Here is a 17,888-nt window from a genome sequence, read left to right on the forward strand (position 1 = left end):
ATTAAGACAGGGTGTTGCCATTCCGTTGCCACTCGCATGCTGAAGCGCCCTGGGTTTGTTGGAGGCTCCAGAGTTACGGATGGAGAATGGATTCATGCCCCAACACAAGAACAAGGGACGCCGCTATGAATTGGCCTGGTTTGAGTTCCGACCGGTTTTCCTGTCAACCTGTCGGTGACAGAAGTTCCTCGGCCTCAGCATAGTAGGCCTGCTCGACCTCGATCGGGGTACGCATATCGAGCTCCCCGTGAAGGCGCTCATGGTTCCACCACCACACGTATTCGAGGGTCGCGAGTTCGACCTGCTCAACCGTCCGCCAGGGGCCCTGCTGTCGGATCAGTTCGGCCTTGTAGAGGTTGTTGACCGCCTCAGCCATGGCATTGTCAAAACTGTCGCCGACCGTCCCGGTCGAGGGCACTGCTCCGAGTTCCGCAATGCGATCCGTATAGACCATGGCGGTGTAATTCGACCCGTGATCGGCGTGATGGATCAGCCCATCGAGCCTGCCGCCCGATTGCCACGCAGCCATATCGAGTGCCTGCATCGGCAGAACCTCAGATTTCAGCGTCGCAGCGACATTCCAGCCCACGATTCTGCGCGAGTACACGTCAGTGACGAACGCGACATAGGCGAACCCAGACCAGGTGGCGACGTAGGTCACGTCGCACACCCAGAGCTTGCGCGGCCCGTCAGCGGCGAATCTCCGGTTGACGAGATCGGTAGGCAGTGCCGCCGTTTTGTTGGGGCGTGTGGTGAACACGCGCTTTGATTTCCGTACCCCGCGCACGCCGGCGAGCCGCATCAGACGCTCGGTCTGGTCGCGGCCGATCTTCCACCCCTCACGCTTCAGCAGGGCATGCATCTTCCGGCGCCCGTACACGCCATAGTGCTTCGCGTGGAGCCGCCGGATCTCAGGGAGGAGCAACTCGTCGCGCAGCTGCCTGGCTGAGGCCGACCGGGCTTTCGCGGCCCGGTATCCGCGGGAGATGAGGAACCCACGAACTGCCGCACGCAGCGTACGACAGAGGAACTCGACCCCGAAACGATCACGGTACTCGTCGATGAATCTGATCATTTCGTTCGTGGCCGGTCGAGTTCCTTCGCGAAAAACACGCTCGCGGCTTTGAGTACCTCGTTGGCCTTCCGGAGCTCGCTCACCTCGCGGCGTAACCGCCGGTTCTCCTGGGCCATATCGATCGAGGTGCCAGGCTTCGCGCCGGTATCGATGTCGTAGCGGCGCTGCCACACGCGCAGCGTCTCCGGGCTCACTCCGAGGAGCCCACCGACGTGTCGGCAGGCCGCGGTCAGCGACTCGTGCTCGGGGCGGGCTTCGGCGAGCATCCGAAGTGCGCGCTGGCGAAGTTCAGGGTCATATTTGCTTGGCATCGTAGTTCCATCCTTGTATAAAGATCGGAACTCAAACCAGGCCAATTCAGTCGGCATCCTCGATCACGATCACCCGATGCCGCCCCTCTGCCGGAGCGTAGTGGGCGGTGGTGGCGATGTCGCGCAAGTCGATGCCGATCACGACCTTCTGGGTCGTGAGCACTGCGACGTCGGGATGGGTGCGGGCCCGCACCTGGGCGAAGACGCGCTCGCGATCGCCCGGCTCGCGGGCGGTGAGGGCCGCCGCGAAGCGCAGGGCGAGATTCGAGCGGCCCGAGCCGGGCGGGCCGGTGATGAGCCAGGCGTGGGCGAGTTCGCCCCCCGGCGAGGCGGCGCGCTCGAGCGCGTCGACCGCCGCGGGCTGCCCGACGATCTCGCTCCAGAAGTCCATGGATTCAGGCTATCGTTCACGGCTGACATTCGTGCTCGGGAACGGGCGAGGGCCCGGAGGCTCATCCCTCCGGGCCCCGATTCCCCCCAGCTTCTGCCGCTAGTCCGCGCGGACTCCGCGAACCTCGCGACGACCGCGTGCGGCGGCGGCGACAGCGCCGCCGAGCATCAGCAGCGCCGCGAGCATCGCCAGGTAGCCGACCGCGCTCGCACCGGTGATCGACAGCGGGTCGAGCGCCTTGACGGGCACCGTCGCGTCGTCGCTCAGCACCGAGTCGGGCGTGAGGTCGGCGGGCGAGTCGATCACGACCGTGTTGGTCACCTGCGGGTAGGCGGCCTGCAGCACGTTCACCTTGAGCGTGAGCTCCGCGGTGTCGCCGACGGCGAGGCCGCCGGTGAGCGTCCAGGTGACGGTCTTGCCGCTCACCGCCATGCTGACGCCTGCGGGCAGGCTCGGCGAGGAGTGGTAGGCGAGGCCGTTCGGCAGCACGTCGGTCACGGTGATGGGGCCGGGATCGTCATGCGGTCCCTGGTTCTCGACCGTGATGCGGTAGGTGCCGACCTTGCCGACCTGGAACTGCCCGACGGCGGTCTTCTCGACCACGAGCTTGACGACCGGGGTCACGTCGAGCGGATCCGACCACTCGTTGTTGCTCGTGTCGGGATCGGGCTCGTTCGCACTCGTGATCTCCACGTGGTTCGGCACCGTGCCGCGGGCGTTCTCGTGGATCAGCGTCGAGATGATCAGCGGATCCGCCTCGGTATCAATACCGGCGGTTACGCCGAGCGTACCGGCGTAGGTGGCCACCACGATCGCGCCACCGGTCGGGTCGAGCGGATCGACCAAGGTGATCGAGTCGATCGTCCACGCGGTGCCTGTGACGGGCCCGGTGGTGCTCGTAACCTCGATGCCGGCCGGCACGGTGTCGGTCACGGTGAAGCCACTCGAGATCGACGGCCCGTTGTTCGTCACCTGGATGGTGTAGTCGAGCGGATCGCCGACGTGCAGCTGGCCGTTCAGGTCGGTCGGGTGCGACTTCACTACCGCGAGGTCGGCGGAGCGCGCCACGTCGAGCGGAGCGGTGTCGGTGTTCGGGTGCGGGTCTACCGCAGGCTCCGGAGTGCCGGAGGTGACGGTCGCCGTGTTGACGAGCGGCGTCACCGGGGGTGCAGCCGCGGGATCGGTCGGCTGCAGGCTCGGGTCGAGCAGCACGTCGAAGAGGATCACCGGTGCCGGGGTCGCACTGGTGCCCACCATCGGCAACCCGACGTTGGAGCCGCCCGCCGTTCGAGTGAACGTGACCGTCTGCTGCACCGCGGGGTTGTAGGCCGAGGCAACAATGCTCCAGTTGCTTGCTGTGTCGCCGGCCGGGCCGACGTAGCTGACGCCGAGCGGCAGCGTGTCGGTGACGACCAGGTCGGGCGCCGCATCGCTCGGGCCGTAGTTGGTGACGTCGATGCGGTAGCGGGCCTGCTCGCCGGCGACGGCCGACGTCACCTCTGTGACATCGTCTGCCGGATCGACCGCGGTCTTCACCAGGCCGAGGTCGGCCTGCGCGGTGACGATGATCGACGCGTCGTCGTCGTCCTTGCGCGGATCCTGGGTGGGATCCGGGAACTGGCGGCTGTCGGTCCACGTCAGCACCGCCTCGTTGACGAACGGGTTCGTCAACGTCGCCGTGGGCAGGTCGCTCGCGATGTGCGCGACGACGGTGATCTCGGTCGCCGCTGCTGCGCCCACCGGGTGCAGACCATCGTAGGTGCAGCTGCCGCTCTGGGTGCCCGGGGTCGCCGTGCAGGTCCAGTCTGTGCCGCTCATCGAGACCAGAGTGAGCCCTGCAGGCAGCGTGTCAACGACCTGCGCGGGAGCCGCAGATGGGCCGTTGTTGGTGACCGTCAGCGTGTATTCGACGTCGGTACCCGCATGCCATGGGCCTGGGTCGGCTGGGTTTGTCGTTGTCTTGACGATCGTCATCGTCGCCTCGGTGTCGATATCGACCGGATCGCGATCGGTGTCGCTGTTATCGGGCCCGGTCACCGTTGCAGCGTTCTGCACCCCGTTCTGTTCTGGGTGATCGGCTGCGACGAGCGCTTGGAAGGTCACGACGATCGTATTGTTCGGTGCCGTGGCGGGCAGGGTGCCCGTCGCGTCGCGAAGAGCCGCCCAGGTCAACGTCTGACCACCGGCATTTGGATCGCCGGTTACGGTCGGTTGTGAGGCCTCACCGCCGACGCCGTCGACCGTGGCTGATCCCGGGACGAAGCTGAACTTCGTGGGGAGCGCATCGCTCAGGCTGATCACACCTAGGGAGTCACTCGGCCCATCGTTGGTGATCACCATGCGATAGGTGACGGCTTGACCGGCCAGCGCAGCGGCTCCTGCCGCGGGTACCGTGTGCGTCTTCTCGATCGAGAGCATCGAGAGCCTGTCTGAATCGAACGGCTCGTCGTCTCGCGGTTTCGAGGGGTTGTCTTCAGAGCTCGCCTCGACCCAGTTGGTGACGTTGGCGGGCAGCGTCGGCGCGGTGTCGTAGGTGACGACGAACGCGCGCGACTGGCCGACCGGCAGATTGCCGGTGAGCGAGAACACATCCCAGTGGGTGTTGGGGGCCGCGTGGTCTGCTCGCGTCCACACCGCGGTACCGGTAGGATCACCAGTCGCCGCGTGGGTCACCCAGGTCGCGTTGAAGAGCGTCGTCGGGTGCTCATCGACCACCTGCACGCCGCGGGCGACCGCGAGCCCACTGTTCGAGACGGTCACCAGGTAGCTCACCTGATCGCCTGCGTTGACCGGAGGCACCGGCGACAGGGTGGCGGCTGGCACCCAGGCGTTCGCCGTGGTGTCCCAGATCACGCGCACTTTGGTGATGCCGAGGGTCGCGTCGAACGCCGGGTTTGCCGGGGCGTCGTCGGTGTTGTTCGGTGTCACCGGATCGGGGGTCGAGCCGGGCGTGATGACCGCAACATTGACGATGCTGCCGTTTCCGGCCGGCCCCGAGGTCGGGGTCCATGCCGCATCGACGGTGCCGCTCATCGTAATCGGCGCATGCACTCCGGCACCGCCGATCCCGAGTGACGAGATCGCAGGGTCGAGTGTGAACGTGATCGTATCGCCTGCGGTCGCGGTGGTGCCCACGGGCCAGGCCGCGCCGTTCAGCGTCGCGATCCATGTCGCATTCGACGGGTCGGCCACACCGCTCACTCCCGTGGGGATCGTGTCGGTGATGGTGATCGGATTGGCTGCAGAATTTCGCGAGACCGATGGCCCGTTGTTCACGGGCTGGATCGACCAGTTGATCGTTCCGCCCGCGTTCACGGTGCCGCCGGCGTTCGTCATCGTCTTCACCACTGCGAGGTCGGCGCTCTCGGTGAGCGTCCGCTCGGCGTCATCCTCGTTGGGGTTCGGGTTGGTGCCGTCATTGGGCAACTTGCTCGGCGCTTCATAGGTGCGGCCGAGCACGCTCGCGTCGTTTGCCGGCTTGGCGCCCGGGTCGGCGGCCGTCGTGATGTTCACGTTCGCGGTCAGCACGATCCTGTCTGTGCCCGCCGCGTTCAGGCTGGTAGTGTTTCCGCCCACGGTGAACCGGTAAGGATCAGCGGTGGTACCGCTGCCCGAGGTGCTCAACGAGATCGGCGTGCCCGTCGTGGCTCCCGGAGCGAAGTACTGAGCTGCCCAACCGGTCGTCGTCACACCCGCAGGTAGATCCAGCGTGTCGGTGATCTCAAACGGGCCGTAGCTCGCATTGGGGCCGTGGTTGTCAACGGTGATGCGCCACTGCGGCTGAGTGTACACACCTGCCTCAAGGCTCTGCCCGATGACCCACTGGTCGGCCGGTACCCCGTGCAGCGGGTGGCCCGCGGGCGCGTTGCCCGTGGTGCCGCCGACGGCATCCTTGACCAGCTTCAGGTCGGCTGAGTGGATGTAGCCGTTCGCGGGGCTGCTGCCCGGCGAGTACGAAGGAACGCCCTGCCGGCCAGTGTCGCCACGGGTGTCCTTCGCGACCGCGGTCAACGTGTTGGTGTGCGGCACCGCTACGCCTGCGTCGGTGGTGACGCCCGCGTCAGTGAGCGCCCCGGTCTGTGGGATCGTGCTGAAGCGAATCTCGAGGTACGAGCTCGCATTGCTCCCGACCTTGCCCGGGATCACCGGGCTACCGGCCGCGATCACGCCACCGTTCTCAAGCGCCGCACGAACGCTCGCCTCGCTCCACACCAGGTTGGTGGTGCCCGTCGGTGCTGCGAGCGTCACCCAAGCCCCGCCGTTGAGGCGAATCTGGGGTGCGCGTGAGGGGTCGCCGTCGTAGCTCCAGTTCTCCGGCAGTTCGTCTTGGATCTCGATGTTTTGCGTGTGGCCGGCGCCGTTGTTGGTGGCGCGCAGCGTCCAGGCAAAGGGTGTGTCAACGTAGGCCACGTCGATCGCCGGGTTCGCTGGGTTGTCTGGCGAGACCTGCTTCAGCAGCGCCACGTTCGGGAACACGGGCGTGACCTGCGCGGTGTCGGTAGCCGCCGGTACCCCGCCGGCGCCTGGCACGTAGCGACGGCCCTCATTGCTCGGATCCCACGAGAAGTACTCGGTAACCGTCGCCGTATTGGTCTTCGTCGCATCTGTCAGGTTCGCTGCACCGACGAACGAGCCATTGTAAGAGAACACCATCGAGTTCAGCCTGGTGGTGCCGTTGGAATCGGCCAACGGATAGAGCGGCCCGAAATCTTGCCACTGAATCGTGGCACCGGTGCCCGTTGAGAGCGCGGTGCTGATGGCTGCCAGGTTCGTGGGCACTGGCGAGATCGATGCCGGGTCAACAATCACGCCCGCGGGCACCACGTCTTGCATGGAGACATGGTGTGCCGGGGTGCGGTTGGCTGAACCGACAGCACCGGTACCGGTGTTGTTCACCGTGATGGCATACCTAAAGGTACCGTCGGGGTTCAACGTCATCGCATCTTGGTTCACCGGGCTCGCGGTGCGTGCGTCAACCTTCTTCACGAGGCCCACGCGCGGGTGCTGCACGGTGATGATTGCGGTCGCCTCATCAGTGTTCGTGCGCGTGCTGTCGACCCCATCGCTCATGTTCCAGAAGAATGTGGCGCGGTTGGTGCGGTTGGCTGCCGTCGGGCTCGCTGCGACGCTGTCGGTCACCCTCGCATCGAAGGAAATCACGATCGTGCGGCTGACGGTATCGAACGGAATGTCGATCCTGGACCCCGCGGACGGCGGGCCGGCGGTCGCCGGCCAGGTCACGGTCTGTCCCGAGACGTGCAGATCGTTCGTCACCGCGGGCCCGCCGACGAAGGAGACCGTCGGGTTGCCCGCGTAGCTGAACCCTGGCGGCAGGGTGTCAACGAGCTGAGCATCCCAGAAGTTTGCATTCGCCGGGATGGTGGTCGTGAGCGTGTAGCGCACGGTGCCGCCGACGGGTGCGTAGGCAGGGGATACCGTCTTCGCCAGGGTGGCTCGAGTGAGCGTGACGTCCCGTTCGGCACCGGTTGCGCGATCGCCGCGGCGATCAGCGGTGCTCTCGCCGCCGATCGTGCCGGGCAGCGTATATCCGACGATGTGCGCACGGTTGATGTAGCTCGCGCCGCCGCCGGCGGCGGGGTCGAGCTTGGCGGTGAAGAGCAGCGTGCTGGGGCTGCCCGCATCGAGGCGGCCGATGTCCGTCCACTCTATAAGAGTGCCGGTGCCCGCCGCATCGGGGATCACGCGCTGATCGGCGCCCGTGCCGTCGACGCGGCACTTGCCGCCAGCCAGCGCCGAAACCTGAGCGGTACCGTTGGCGGTGGTGAAGTTCCAGCCTGGGGCAGCTGCGGGCTCCGCGAATCCGGCGGGCAGGCAGTCATAGACCACCGCATCGTAGAGCGCCGGGAGCCCCGCGGTGCTGCCCGCGGTGAGCTCGAAGGTGACGAGGCCGTCTGCTCCGCCGGGCGTGCCGACGACCGTCTTCGACAGCGTGGGCAGCGGCTCGATATACGTCACGTTCGCGTCGTCATCGGCCTCGATCTTCTGCCGGTTGTCGGGACCTGGGGGCAGACCCGGATCGTAGTTCGGGTTGGTGAACTCGAGGCGCGCGGTGTTGGTGAGCGTCTTGGAGTGCGGGAAATCCGGGTTGTAGGTGTTGTCGGTCTCGTCGCGATCCTCTACCCAGACCTTGATCTGCACGACGAAGGTGAGCGGATCGGCCCCCGTGTTCGTGTAGGTGGCCGGGAACACCAGCGTGCCGGGGCGCTCGGCGCCCCCCGTCGCGCCCACCCGGTCGAAGCCGGTCCAGACGAAGCCCGGGATCACTGCGCCGTCCTTGTCGCGCACCTCGAACACGGCGCTGCCGTCCACGAAGTTGTAGTCGACCTCGCGGCTGCTCGGCGTGCTCGGGCTGCCCGTCCAGCGGAGCTTGCCGTCGTCGGAGAGCTTCGCATCCTTCACCGTCGTGTTGCCGGGGATGACGACCGAGTACTGGAAGGTCGCGTGCTCACCCTGCACGATCGCGTCGTCGGGGCGCGCCGCGGGAGCGGGGCCGAGATTCGAGGTGTTATTCGCGTCCGCCGGGTTCGAGCCGGTGGGCTTGACCTCGGTCTCGACGAGGACCTTGTCGATACCGGTGCCCAGCACGTAGACCTGCGAGGGGTCGCTCGTCGTGTTGTCCTCGTCGTCGAGCTCGAAGACGCCGGAGCCGGGGGCGGGATGCCGCTCGTCGGCGAGGTTCTCGGTGCCGTTGACGATGACCTCGTTGTTGACCGCGTTGCCCGGGGTGCTGCTGTTGCCCTGGTAGGCGAACTGCACGATCGAGGCGTCGTTCTGGTAGCGCTGCGTCAGCTCCGCCGCGGCGCTGCCGGTCGTGCCGTCGGGCACCACGACGGTGTAGCCGAGCGTGATGCCGCGGAAGGCGGCAGGAATCACCGGATCGACCGAGTCGTCCTCGGCGATGGAGCCGAGCACGGGCGCACTGTAGCTCCATACGACGATGCTGCGCTCGGCATCCTTGATCTCATCGCGCAGGTGATCGTTGACGTCTGCCGGTGCACCCGGGTAGCCGCCCGCACCGGCGTTGAACGCGGGATCGTAGTCGTAGACGTCGGCGGTCCAGTTCGTGGTCGCGCCCGAGGTTGCGGGAACCGGGGTCTCGGCGACCTCCCAGAATCCGGGATGCCCGGGGTTGGGCGCCGCGATCGGCACCCAGACCTGGTTCACGTCGGCGGCGGTGTAGCTGCCGGGCTTCACGTCAGCGGCCTTGATCCCCACCGGCAGCGCGTCCCAGACCTGGTAGTTCGTGGTGCCGGTGCGCGGCGCCGACACGTCGAGGCGGAAGGTCACCTCATCGCCCTGCACGACGGTCTCGGAGGTCGGCGTGCCGTCGACGTTGGTGTTGAATAGGTTGCCACCCGGCAGCACGGCAGGGCGCGAAGGGCTGTCGGCGTTGGTGTTGCTGCGGATGCCCTTCAACAGGCGCGGGCTGCCGTCGACTTCGATCTCGGCCATGTCACGCAGGAAGAAGATCTCGCCGTCGACGTTGTTCTGCTGGTACTTCGCGAGGTTCTGCGGCAGATCGACCTCGGCGAAGGCGGCCGGATTCTTGACGGAAACTTTCAGGTACACCTCGAGCGGGGCGGCCAGCGGCATGAAGCGATCCGTGCCGCCCAATCCGCAATTCTGCCCCAGCTCAAAGGTGAGAACGTTGCCTGAAACTGTCGGGTTCGGCACGAAGGTGTAGAGCCACCGCGTGAAATTGTTATCACCCGGAGTACCAACAATGTCAGAGGGGATCGGGGCGTTCGCTGCGGTGCAGGTGCCGATCCAGGGTAGGTTCTCTCCAGCGGCACCCCAGTCGCCCGAGGGCACGATCCACATATCCTCGAGCCGCTTCGTGCTGCCATTCATGGTGGTGCTATCGAAGCTCACGCCCTCGGGGAGGAAGTCGGTGAGCTTCGCATTTCGCACGTCGGCCCCGCTCGGTGGCGTGACCTTGATCTTGTACCAGACCTGGTCACCCACCGCGAACGGCGTGTTCTCTTCGGGCGTTTTCACCCAGTCATCGTCGTCTACGTTCATCACGACATTGCGAGCAGGCACCCCAGCTTCTCGCTTCAGCACCCACTTATTCAGCTCGCTGAGACTAGCCTGCAGCGTCGCATCCGAGTCGTCCCAGGCGCGCCATGTGCCATCAGCCTCGGCGCCCGAGGCAGACTCCACATTGTCAAGGGCCGGAATCGACTGCGTGGTCATCATCAGCTCAGCGGTGTTGACGATGGTGTCGCCTGAAGTCGTCGCACCGGGCACGCCGCCGCCTTCTGAGTAGACGGTATTCTGCAACGCCGTATACGTGATGACCTGTTGGCTGTTCGCGGCGAGTGCTGCCGTGTTGAGGTCAAGGTAGAAGTGGCCCGACGTGGGGTCGTAGGCGATGCCCGTCAGTGTCGTCGCACCAGGGGTGCCAGTCAGCGCCGCACCGGTGCGAGACGAGGGGAAGCCGCAGGCACTCGCAAGGCTCGAACCGAGCGCAGCGGTCCAATCCGCCGCGGTCAAGTCGGGGCCCACGCTCCCACCAGGATTCGGGTTGCCGATGACGAGGCGGGGAATATCGGTGCCTGCCGTACTCGCACCCGGAGTGACCGCGACACCCGCCGGGAACACGGGGCAGATGCCGTCGCCCAGGTCATCAACGAGGCGGTTCGGGCGGATCGCACCGCTGCCACCAGCACCCAGGTCGGCGCTCGTGTACTCGCTCGTGTGAATGTCGAGCGTGTAGGTGGCGAGCCCACCCTGCGTGAACTCTTCATAGTCGACCGACTTCAGCAGACGCACGTCGACCGCGTCGATCGTCTCGGTGTCGGTGTCGGTGAGGATGCGATCCGCCTCGTCCGCAACTTCGCCATTATAGACACCCGCGGCGGTGGCCACGTTCGTGTAGCTCTTCGCATCGCCGTCGTCGCCGAAACCGGGCGTCGTCTGCACCGAGCCATGACGTGTCGAGGCACCACGGTTGTTATCGAGGTTTGCGATCTGGTGGCGCCCGCCATCTGCGGTCGGTTGGTTGCCGTTGCCATCGAAGTCGACGGTGTTCTCGAACAGCGGCACGGCGGCACGGTAGCGAATCTCAAAGAAGCCAGGCGTACCGGGCATAGCGTCATACGTCTGCGCAACCGGATCAAGAATGCTGTAGCTTGCGAGACCCGTCTTCAAGAGCTCGCCGATGTTCCAGCTCACGACGGTGTAGACGTCGCCTGCGACGACGCCGGGGTGGGCCGCAGCGTCGGCGGCGGTCGCCACCCTGGTCGTGACGGTCTCTTCGCCCATGTTCGCGGCGTTGCGGCTGGCGTCAATCACGCCGGTGCCAGCGTAAGTGCTGCCGGCAGGGGCCGGGGTGCTGTCGAGGCGCGGGGCACCCGGGTACTCGACGAGCCCCTGCGTGCCGTTCGCATTCGTCGTGCGGTCGGGGTCAACCGCGCTGCCCAGTCCCAAGTATTCGAGGCCGGCCGGGATGAAGTCGGTCACCGTCACATCGTCGATGTCGCCCTCGCCCGTGTGCCACACACGCAAGGTGTATGTGGTCGAGTTCGCGTGCACCCCGCGCAGCAGTTCGCTCTCGGGGCTGGGCTCGCTCTTTTCAAGGCGCAGGGCGTTCACGAGCACCGAGGTGGTGCGGTTGGGTGCGGCCGGAAAACCGGGGGCCGAAGTTTTCCCGGAGTCATCGGCAACGCCGGTGCTTCCCGGGAACACGGGAATGTAGCTCACATCCTCGCTCGTGAAGGCGGTGACGTCGAGCTCAACCCGCGAACCCACCGGGAACACCAAGGCATCGGGGCGCAGCGTCACCGAATGCGTGGCCGAGGCGCCCTCGGGCAGGTCGGAAATGTTCTGGAAGACGAGGTACTGCATGCCGTCGGGCACGACGCACTTGCCGGAGGCCTGGTCCGGAGTCCAGGGCTCGAGCCCGAGCGCGGCGCACTGGGCTTCGCTCATCGAGTAGTTGCCGGGCAGTTGCACGCGCGCAGCGGGGCTCACGGGGTCGAGCGGCAGTGCGCGGCCGGTGTGGACGACCGAGGCGCCGAGCGTGCCCGAATCAACCACGGTGATCCCCTGCGGCATCACAACACCGGCGCTCAGGTTGTACTCATCACCCGCAGCTGCACCAGCACTGGTAAACGTGAGATTCAGCGACAGATCCTCGCCCGCCAGGTAGGTGCCACTCTGAGCGACGGAGACACCGGGCGCAGGCGCTCCCGCCAATGCCGAATTCACGCCAAAGCCAGCAACCACGAGCAAGCCAGCACCGAGAGCCGCAGCTGAGACGCCCGCGATCCACTTTTTGATGCGAGCGTTCACGCTCGACCGCTCGGTCTTCTCTTCCGCATGACGCGACATGCTGCTCCCCCAAGCAAACCGGCCGCACACGGGCGGCCGACCCTATTCCTCTAAGTCAACGCTGGATGTCCGCATCGAACGCATCCATCTGGGCGCTCGAACAAGCTACTCCAGCAGACGGCCCCGAACAAACAAGACCACCTATCTCATACAAACCTATGCCACAGCAAGCTGCACAAAATGGCGACGAGGGTGAAATCGGGGGCGATATCTGGCCCGGCGATCGGTGCGACGACCGCGATGCGGCCACGGCGCTGCGCCCAGACCAGACATTCGGATCCGCAACTCAGACGATCCCGCGGCGCTCCGCCTCGAGCACGGCGCCCGCCCGCGAGCTGACACCCAGCTTGCGATAGATCGATCGCAAGTGAGCCTTCAGCGTGTTGAGCGAGATGAACTGCGACCGCGCGATCTCCTCCCGCGAATGCCCACCCGAGAGCTGCTGCAACACATCGAGCTCACGGGCCGTGAGCGGCACCCCCGTCTGGAACATCTCGGAGTCGTCGAACCCCGGCTCCTCGGCGAAGGGCCACGTTCCCACACCGGCGCCGGCGAACCGGTGCACGTCGGCAGGGAAGAACTGCGCCTCGTGCGGGCTCAAACCTCCGGGCAGCCGCGCCGCCAGCTCGAGCACCTCCCGGCACTCATCGGCCGATCCGAGAGCCAGATGGCATCCCGCGATCACCGCGAGACGCTGCACCTCAAGACTTCGCAGGCTGCCAGTCTGCTCGCGCACGCCCTCCAGCCGCCGCAGCGACTCCCTCGGCCTGCCCGCGGCCAGCTCGAGTCGCGCAGCGACGAGCCGGGTGACGGCGATCGAATCGTCTGCTCGGCCGATCCTCTCCCTCGCATCGAGCAGATCCCCATGCGCCACCGAGTCGGCGATGCGGCAAAGCAACAGCACGCTGCCGGTATAACCTTGGCCCTCCTGGCGCGGCAAGGGCATGCCCTCGAACATCTCAACCCGCCGTCTCGCCTCCTCCTGATAGCCGGCCGCCACAAGGGCACGATGCACGGCCGCAGCATGGAAGGGCCACATCTCGCCGACCTCGTGCAGGGGCACCGACTCGAGCATCCGGAGCGCCTCGGTGGGAGCCCGACTCGGCAGCAGCGACCCGGCGATCACGGCACAGGCGTCGAGCCCGCCCTCGGCCCAGCTCTCGGTGCGCAGCACCCTGCTCGCATCGTCGAGCAGTGCGCTGGCACGCTCGGCATCCCCGTACAGCGCCTCGATGAGCGCGGACTTGACGTAGGCATCACGCGTGAGAAAGGCGAGGTGCGGCACGATCACATGCATGCGGGCCTGCGTGAAGCTCGCCAGCGCGGCCGAGAAATCTCCCGCGAGCATGGCCGTCACCCCAAACTGCACCGGCGCGAACAGCCCCCACCCGTTCTGCGTGTCGAACAACGGGTAGCTGATGCCGGATCGGCGGTCGAGGCTCGCCGAGAACTGCATCGCCTCGACCGGGCGACCCTGCAGTCGGAGGGCGAACATGCGCTGGGAGAGCGCCGCCAGCTCGTCGAGCGTGCCGGCCTCGGGTGCGCTGTCGCTCAGCTGCTCGCCGATGGCGTGCGCCGAGCCCGGTGAGGCGAGCAGAGTGGCGATGGTGCGCAGTACCAGGTTGACCGGCGCACCCGCCTCGGTCATCGTCGCGATGATCAGCCCGAGACGCTCGGGCCGAAGGCCGAACCAGGCGGCCAGTATGTTGCGATCGAGCAGTTCGGCGAGCAGATCGTAATCGCCCAGGTCGAACGCACGCTCGATACTGCCGATGATGCTCCCAAGCGGCGTGCGATCGCTTGCGCGGCGGAGCACCATGGGCGGGCGGGCGGAGACCGGGTCGTTCGGCGGCTGATGCTCCGCATTCGACATCGACAACTCCCAGCGTTCGCCGTAATCACATTGTTTCGAGAGTAGCGCAGGCCCTGCTCCGCCGGCAGAGCGCACACCGGGGCTCACCGCATAAGTCGCGCATCCGCGCTCCCGCGTGCGCAGTAACCTGGGATGATGCCCGTCACCGCCGGCCCCGAAGCGCGCGCCCGCACCCGCACTCGGGCGCACGCTTCGGCGACGGTGCTGCTGCCCCGCGCAGAGTGGTCACGGCGCGAGCACGAGCATCAGCAACGAGCCGACGCCCTCACCGCCGGCCACCGGTCGCGCCGGTCGCGGCGCGAGCGGCATCCGGTCGAGGACTTCCTCTGGACCTACTACTCGGTGAAGCCGGGCGAACTGCGCCGGTGGCACCCGGGTGCGGGAGTGGTGCTCGAAGGAGCAGCAGAGGATCGCGCCGGCTGGCGCTACTACCGGAAGGTGTCGGGATCTGCAGTTGGCCCGGGATCCTCGATCGATTCAGGATCGCAACCCGATGCCGCCCTCGACCTGCCAGCCTACTTCTCGAAGCGCGGCGGCACCGTCGACTACGTCGAGCGGCTGCTCGGCGCGACGCTTGAGCGCCCCGCGCAGTTCGGCTGCTTCGGCCTGCACGAGTGGGCGATGGTCTACCGCCTCGGGCCGGAGCAGGTGCGGCACGCCGGCCTGCCGCTCCGCATCGGTCACGAGGCCACCGACCGGGTCGTCGAGTCGCACCGCATCGCGTGCACCCACTTCGACGCCTACCGCTTCTTCACGCCCGAGGCGTCGCCGCTCAACACGCTGCGCCCTACCCGCGAGACGCAGCCCCGGTTCGAGCAGCCCGCCTGCCTGCACGCCGGCATGGACGTCTACAAGTGGGCCGCGAAGCTCGGCCCGATCGTGCCGGGCGAGGTGCTGCTCGACGCGTTCGTGCTGGCGCGCGACATCCGCGAGGTCGACATGCGGGCCTCGCCCTACGACGTGACCGGATACGCGGGGGCGGACGGGACGCCGCTCGCGCCGATCGCGATCGAGACGGCGGCCGGCAAGCGCGAGTACGCGGAGCTGCAGCGCGGCTTCGCAGAATGCGGCAACGCCCTGCGCGAACGGGTGCTCGCGGCTATCGGCGCCGCTCGGAGCGTGGCCCCACGGCCCTGAGCGCGCCGAGGATCGCGACCAGATCGACCGCCTCCTGCAGCCACGCGCCGGCCAGAGCAGGCAGGAACCCGAAGGCCGCCACCGCCATGAGACCGACGCTGATCACGATGCCGAGCCAGATGCTCTGCAGGGCGATGCGCACGGTGTCGCGGCCGATCCTGATCGCCCGCGTCACGCCGTCGATGCGGTCGAAGCGGTTCACCACATCGGCGGACTCGCTCGCAGCGGTCGCCCCGCGCGCGCCCATCGCGAATCCGACATCGGCGGCGGCGAGCACCGGGGCGTCGTTGAGCCCGTCGCCGACCATCGCGAGCGGGCGGGGTCGCAGACCCGCGACGATCCGCACCTTGTCGGCCGGGCTGCACTCGGCGTGCACTTCGGAGATGCCCGCGCGCGCCGCCATCGCGTCAGCGGTCGCGGCGACGTCGCCCGTCACCATGACCATGCGCTCGATCCCCAGCTCGCGCAGCTCGGCGAGCGTCGCCGGGGCCTCCTCCCGCAATCGATCCCGCATCACGAGGGTGCCTGCGAACCGGTCGTCGAGGGCGACGTAAATCGCGAGCTCGCCCGCGTCGAGCGAAGCGCGCCGCAGCTCGGGCGCAGACTCGGCGACCCAGGACGGCTTGCCGACGCGGATCACGCCCTCGGCGACCTGCGTCTCGATTCGCGCCTCGACCCCGTTGGTCGCGCTCTCGGCTGCCGACGCGACCGGCAGCAGCGCGACGCCCCGCGCCTTCGCCGCGGACACGACCGCGCCCGCCAGCACATGCGACGAGTACACCTCGGCCGAAGCGGCGAGCTGCAGCAGTCGCTCTTCGGTGAAGCCCGGCTCGGGCCGCACCGCGCGAGGCTCCGGCCTGCCCGTGGTGAGCGTGCCGGTCTTGTCGAAGGCCGCAGACCTCACCTCGGCGAGCTGCTCGAGCGTGCCGCCGCCCTTCACGATGAGACCGAAGCGGGTCGCCCGGCTCATGCCGCCGAGGAAGGCGACGGGAGCCGCGATCAGCAGCGGGCAGGGGGTCGCGACGACGAGCACCTCGGCGAAGCGCACCGGGTCTCCGCTCAGCACCCAGGCCGTCCCCGCGATCAGCAGGGAGAGCACCGTGAACGGCACCGCATAGCGATCGGCGAGGCGCACCGTCTTCGCGCGGCTGCCCTGAGCCTGCCGCACGAGCTCGACGATCTGCTGATACTGGCTCTCGGCGGCGCCGGCCGCCGCCCGCATCCGGATCGCGGTGCTGCCGTTGACGACGCCGCTCGCGACCCGCTCGCCCGCCGCGCGCTCGACCGGCAGGCTCTCGCCGGTCACCGACGACTCGTCGAACTCCGCCTCGGCGGTGAGCAGGATCGCGTCGACCGGCACGACCTCGCCCGGCCGCACGAGCAGCAGGTCCCCCACCTCGATCTGCTCCACGGGCACGGTCTCGGTGCGCTCACCGGCGCCGTCGTCGGCGCCGGAGCGATCCTCGGCGTCGTCCGCACCGCCGCTCGCACCGCCACCGGTGATCCGCATCGCTCGCTGCGGGGTCCGGGTGAGCAGCGCCGTGAGCTCCCTCTTCGAGCGGTGCTGCGCGTAGTCCTCGAGCGCCTCGCCTCCCGTGAGCATCAGCACCACCACGAGCGCGGCCCACGGCTCGCCCACGAGCACGGCCGGCGTGCCCGCGGACGAGCTGGCGGATCATGCCGAACCCCTGCCACACCGCGACGCCGATCGCGTAGGCGCCCACGATCCAGGCCGCGGCCGGGCGGGCCGGAGTGGCGAGCAGCAGCAGGCCGACCGCGCCCACGAGCAGCGTCACCGCGACCAGCGGGTAGGACCGGATCGCCGTGCGCAGCCTGCTCATGCCTCCATTCTGGCCGGGTGCGGTGCCGGGCGCATCGAAGGCGAGCCTCACCTCATCCGCGCGACCGTCGGCCTCGGCCGGAAACGCCGCGGGGCCCGGATCGGAACGAATCCGACCCGGGCCCCGCGAGCGCGTCAGCGGCTAGGGCGTGTCTCCTATATCGGTGGGTGATGTTTCGGCAGACTGAAGTGCATGGTTCGCCGGTCGAGGTTTACGCAGTTCACGAACGAGCAGTGGGAGCGAGTCGATCCGCTACTCCCCTCCAACGAGGGCCGGAAAGGCCGTCCGTTCGAAGACAATCGCCGGGTGGTCGAGGGCATTGTCTACCGGTATCGGACCGGGATCCCGTGGCGGGATCTCCCAGAGCGGTTCGGTCCGTGGCAGACAGTGTGGAAGCGGCACCGTCGATACGCCGTCGATGGCACCTGGGATCGCGTGCTGATGCAGATCCTTGCCGAGGCCGACGCTGCCGGTGACATCGACTGGGGTGTATCGGTCGATGCGACGATCAACCGTGCCCATCAGCACGGTACGAATCTGCCGCGCCCGGATCAGGACACAGGGTCAAGTCCCCGGTAGTGGTGTAGCGGTGGGTCCTTCGATGTGTGGGGTTAGGCGCTGAGTTCGAGGATGCTGTCGGTCACCTCCTCGGGGTTGTTGTCGGCGACGAGGGTGAGTCTGCTTTTGGCGAGAATATCGAGGCCGAGGTAGCGGCGTCCTTCGGCCCATTCGTCGGTCTGCTCGGCCAGGACGGCGCCGACGAGGCGGATGATCGCGTCGCGGTTCGGGAAGATGCCGACGGAGTCGGTGCGGCGGCGGATCTCCCGGTTGAGGCGCTCGTTGGGGTTGTTGGACCAGATCTGCTGCCAGAGTCCTTCGGGGAACCCGGTGAACGCGAGGATGT

General features: G+C 67.5%; 7 protein-coding genes and 1 pseudogene. 2 read left to right on the forward strand and 6 right to left on the reverse strand.

Going from position 1 to position 17,888, the window contains the following annotated elements; translation table 11 throughout:
• Positions 1-163: 163 nt before the first annotated feature.
• The 4 genes from H629_RS0107445 to H629_RS0107465 all read right to left on the reverse strand — a co-directional run bounded on the left by H629_RS0107445 (position 164) and on the right by H629_RS0107465 (position 14,006).
• Positions 164-1,386 (reverse strand): IS3 family transposase gene (locus H629_RS0107445; RefSeq protein ID WP_152485663.1). Its coding sequence is split into 2 segments (ribosomal slippage): positions 164-1,101 and positions 1,101-1,386, totalling 1,224 coding nucleotides; the frame shifts between segments, so codons are not numbered across the junction.
• Between the two features lie 46 nt (positions 1,387-1,432).
• The gene (locus H629_RS0107455) at positions 1,433-1,777 is read right to left on the reverse strand and encodes an ATP-binding protein (protein WP_024356664.1); all 345 of its coding nucleotides are present in this window, start codon (positions 1,775-1,777) and stop codon (positions 1,433-1,435) included.
• 99 nt (positions 1,778-1,876) lie between these two features.
• Positions 1,877-11,839: an isopeptide-forming domain-containing fimbrial protein gene (locus H629_RS0107460; RefSeq protein WP_161607999.1), complete on the reverse strand. Its 9,963-nt coding sequence runs from the start codon at positions 11,837-11,839 to the stop codon at positions 1,877-1,879.
• Positions 11,840-12,419: 580 nt separating this feature from the next.
• Complete coding sequence (locus tag H629_RS0107465) at positions 12,420-14,006, reverse strand: helix-turn-helix transcriptional regulator (protein WP_024356666.1); 1,587 nt, start codon at positions 14,004-14,006, stop codon at positions 12,420-12,422.
• 135 nt (positions 14,007-14,141) lie between these two features.
• Here H629_RS0107465 and H629_RS0107470 point away from each other — a divergent pair, with 135 nt between their 5' ends.
• Entirely contained in the window at positions 14,142-15,143 is a 1,002-nt protein-coding gene (locus H629_RS0107470) for a hypothetical protein (protein ID WP_029746707.1), read from the forward strand.
• Here the strand turns inward: H629_RS0107470 and H629_RS14080 are convergent.
• Positions 15,106-16,782 carry a heavy metal translocating P-type ATPase gene (locus H629_RS14080; RefSeq protein ID WP_338034114.1) on the reverse strand — a complete coding sequence of 559 codons (1,677 nt, stop codon included), beginning with the start codon at positions 16,780-16,782 and terminating at the stop codon, positions 15,106-15,108. The two genes, H629_RS0107470 and H629_RS14080, sit on opposite strands and share 38 nt — an antisense overlap.
• Positions 16,783-17,176: 394 nt before the next feature.
• On the opposite strand from H629_RS14080, the pseudogene H629_RS0107480 reads away from it, so the two are divergent.
• Positions 17,177-17,554, forward strand: a pseudogene (locus H629_RS0107480) (IS5 family transposase); the annotation flags it as partial.
• 41 nt (positions 17,555-17,595) lie between these two features.
• Here the strand turns inward: H629_RS0107480 and H629_RS0107485 are convergent.
• Positions 17,596-17,888: IS256 family transposase (locus H629_RS0107485; protein ID WP_024356669.1), on the reverse strand; the 293-nt coding region annotated here is incomplete at its 5' end.

Origin of the sequence: Leucobacter chironomi DSM 19883 (assembly GCF_000421845.1) — a bacterium.
GTDB lineage: Bacteria > Actinomycetota > Actinomycetes > Actinomycetales > Microbacteriaceae > Leucobacter > Leucobacter chironomi.

Coding starts and splice junctions, on each gene's coding strand:
- H629_RS0107470 (WP_029746707.1), top strand. CDS start 14,142: ATGCCCGTCACCGCCGGCCCCGAAGCGCGCGCCCGCACCCGCACTCGG.
- H629_RS0107455 (WP_024356664.1), bottom strand. CDS start 1,777: ATGGACTTCTGGAGCGAGATCGTCGGGCAGCCCGCGGCGGTCGACGCG.
- H629_RS0107465 (WP_024356666.1), bottom strand. CDS start 14,006: ATGTCGAATGCGGAGCATCAGCCGCCGAACGACCCGGTCTCCGCCCGC.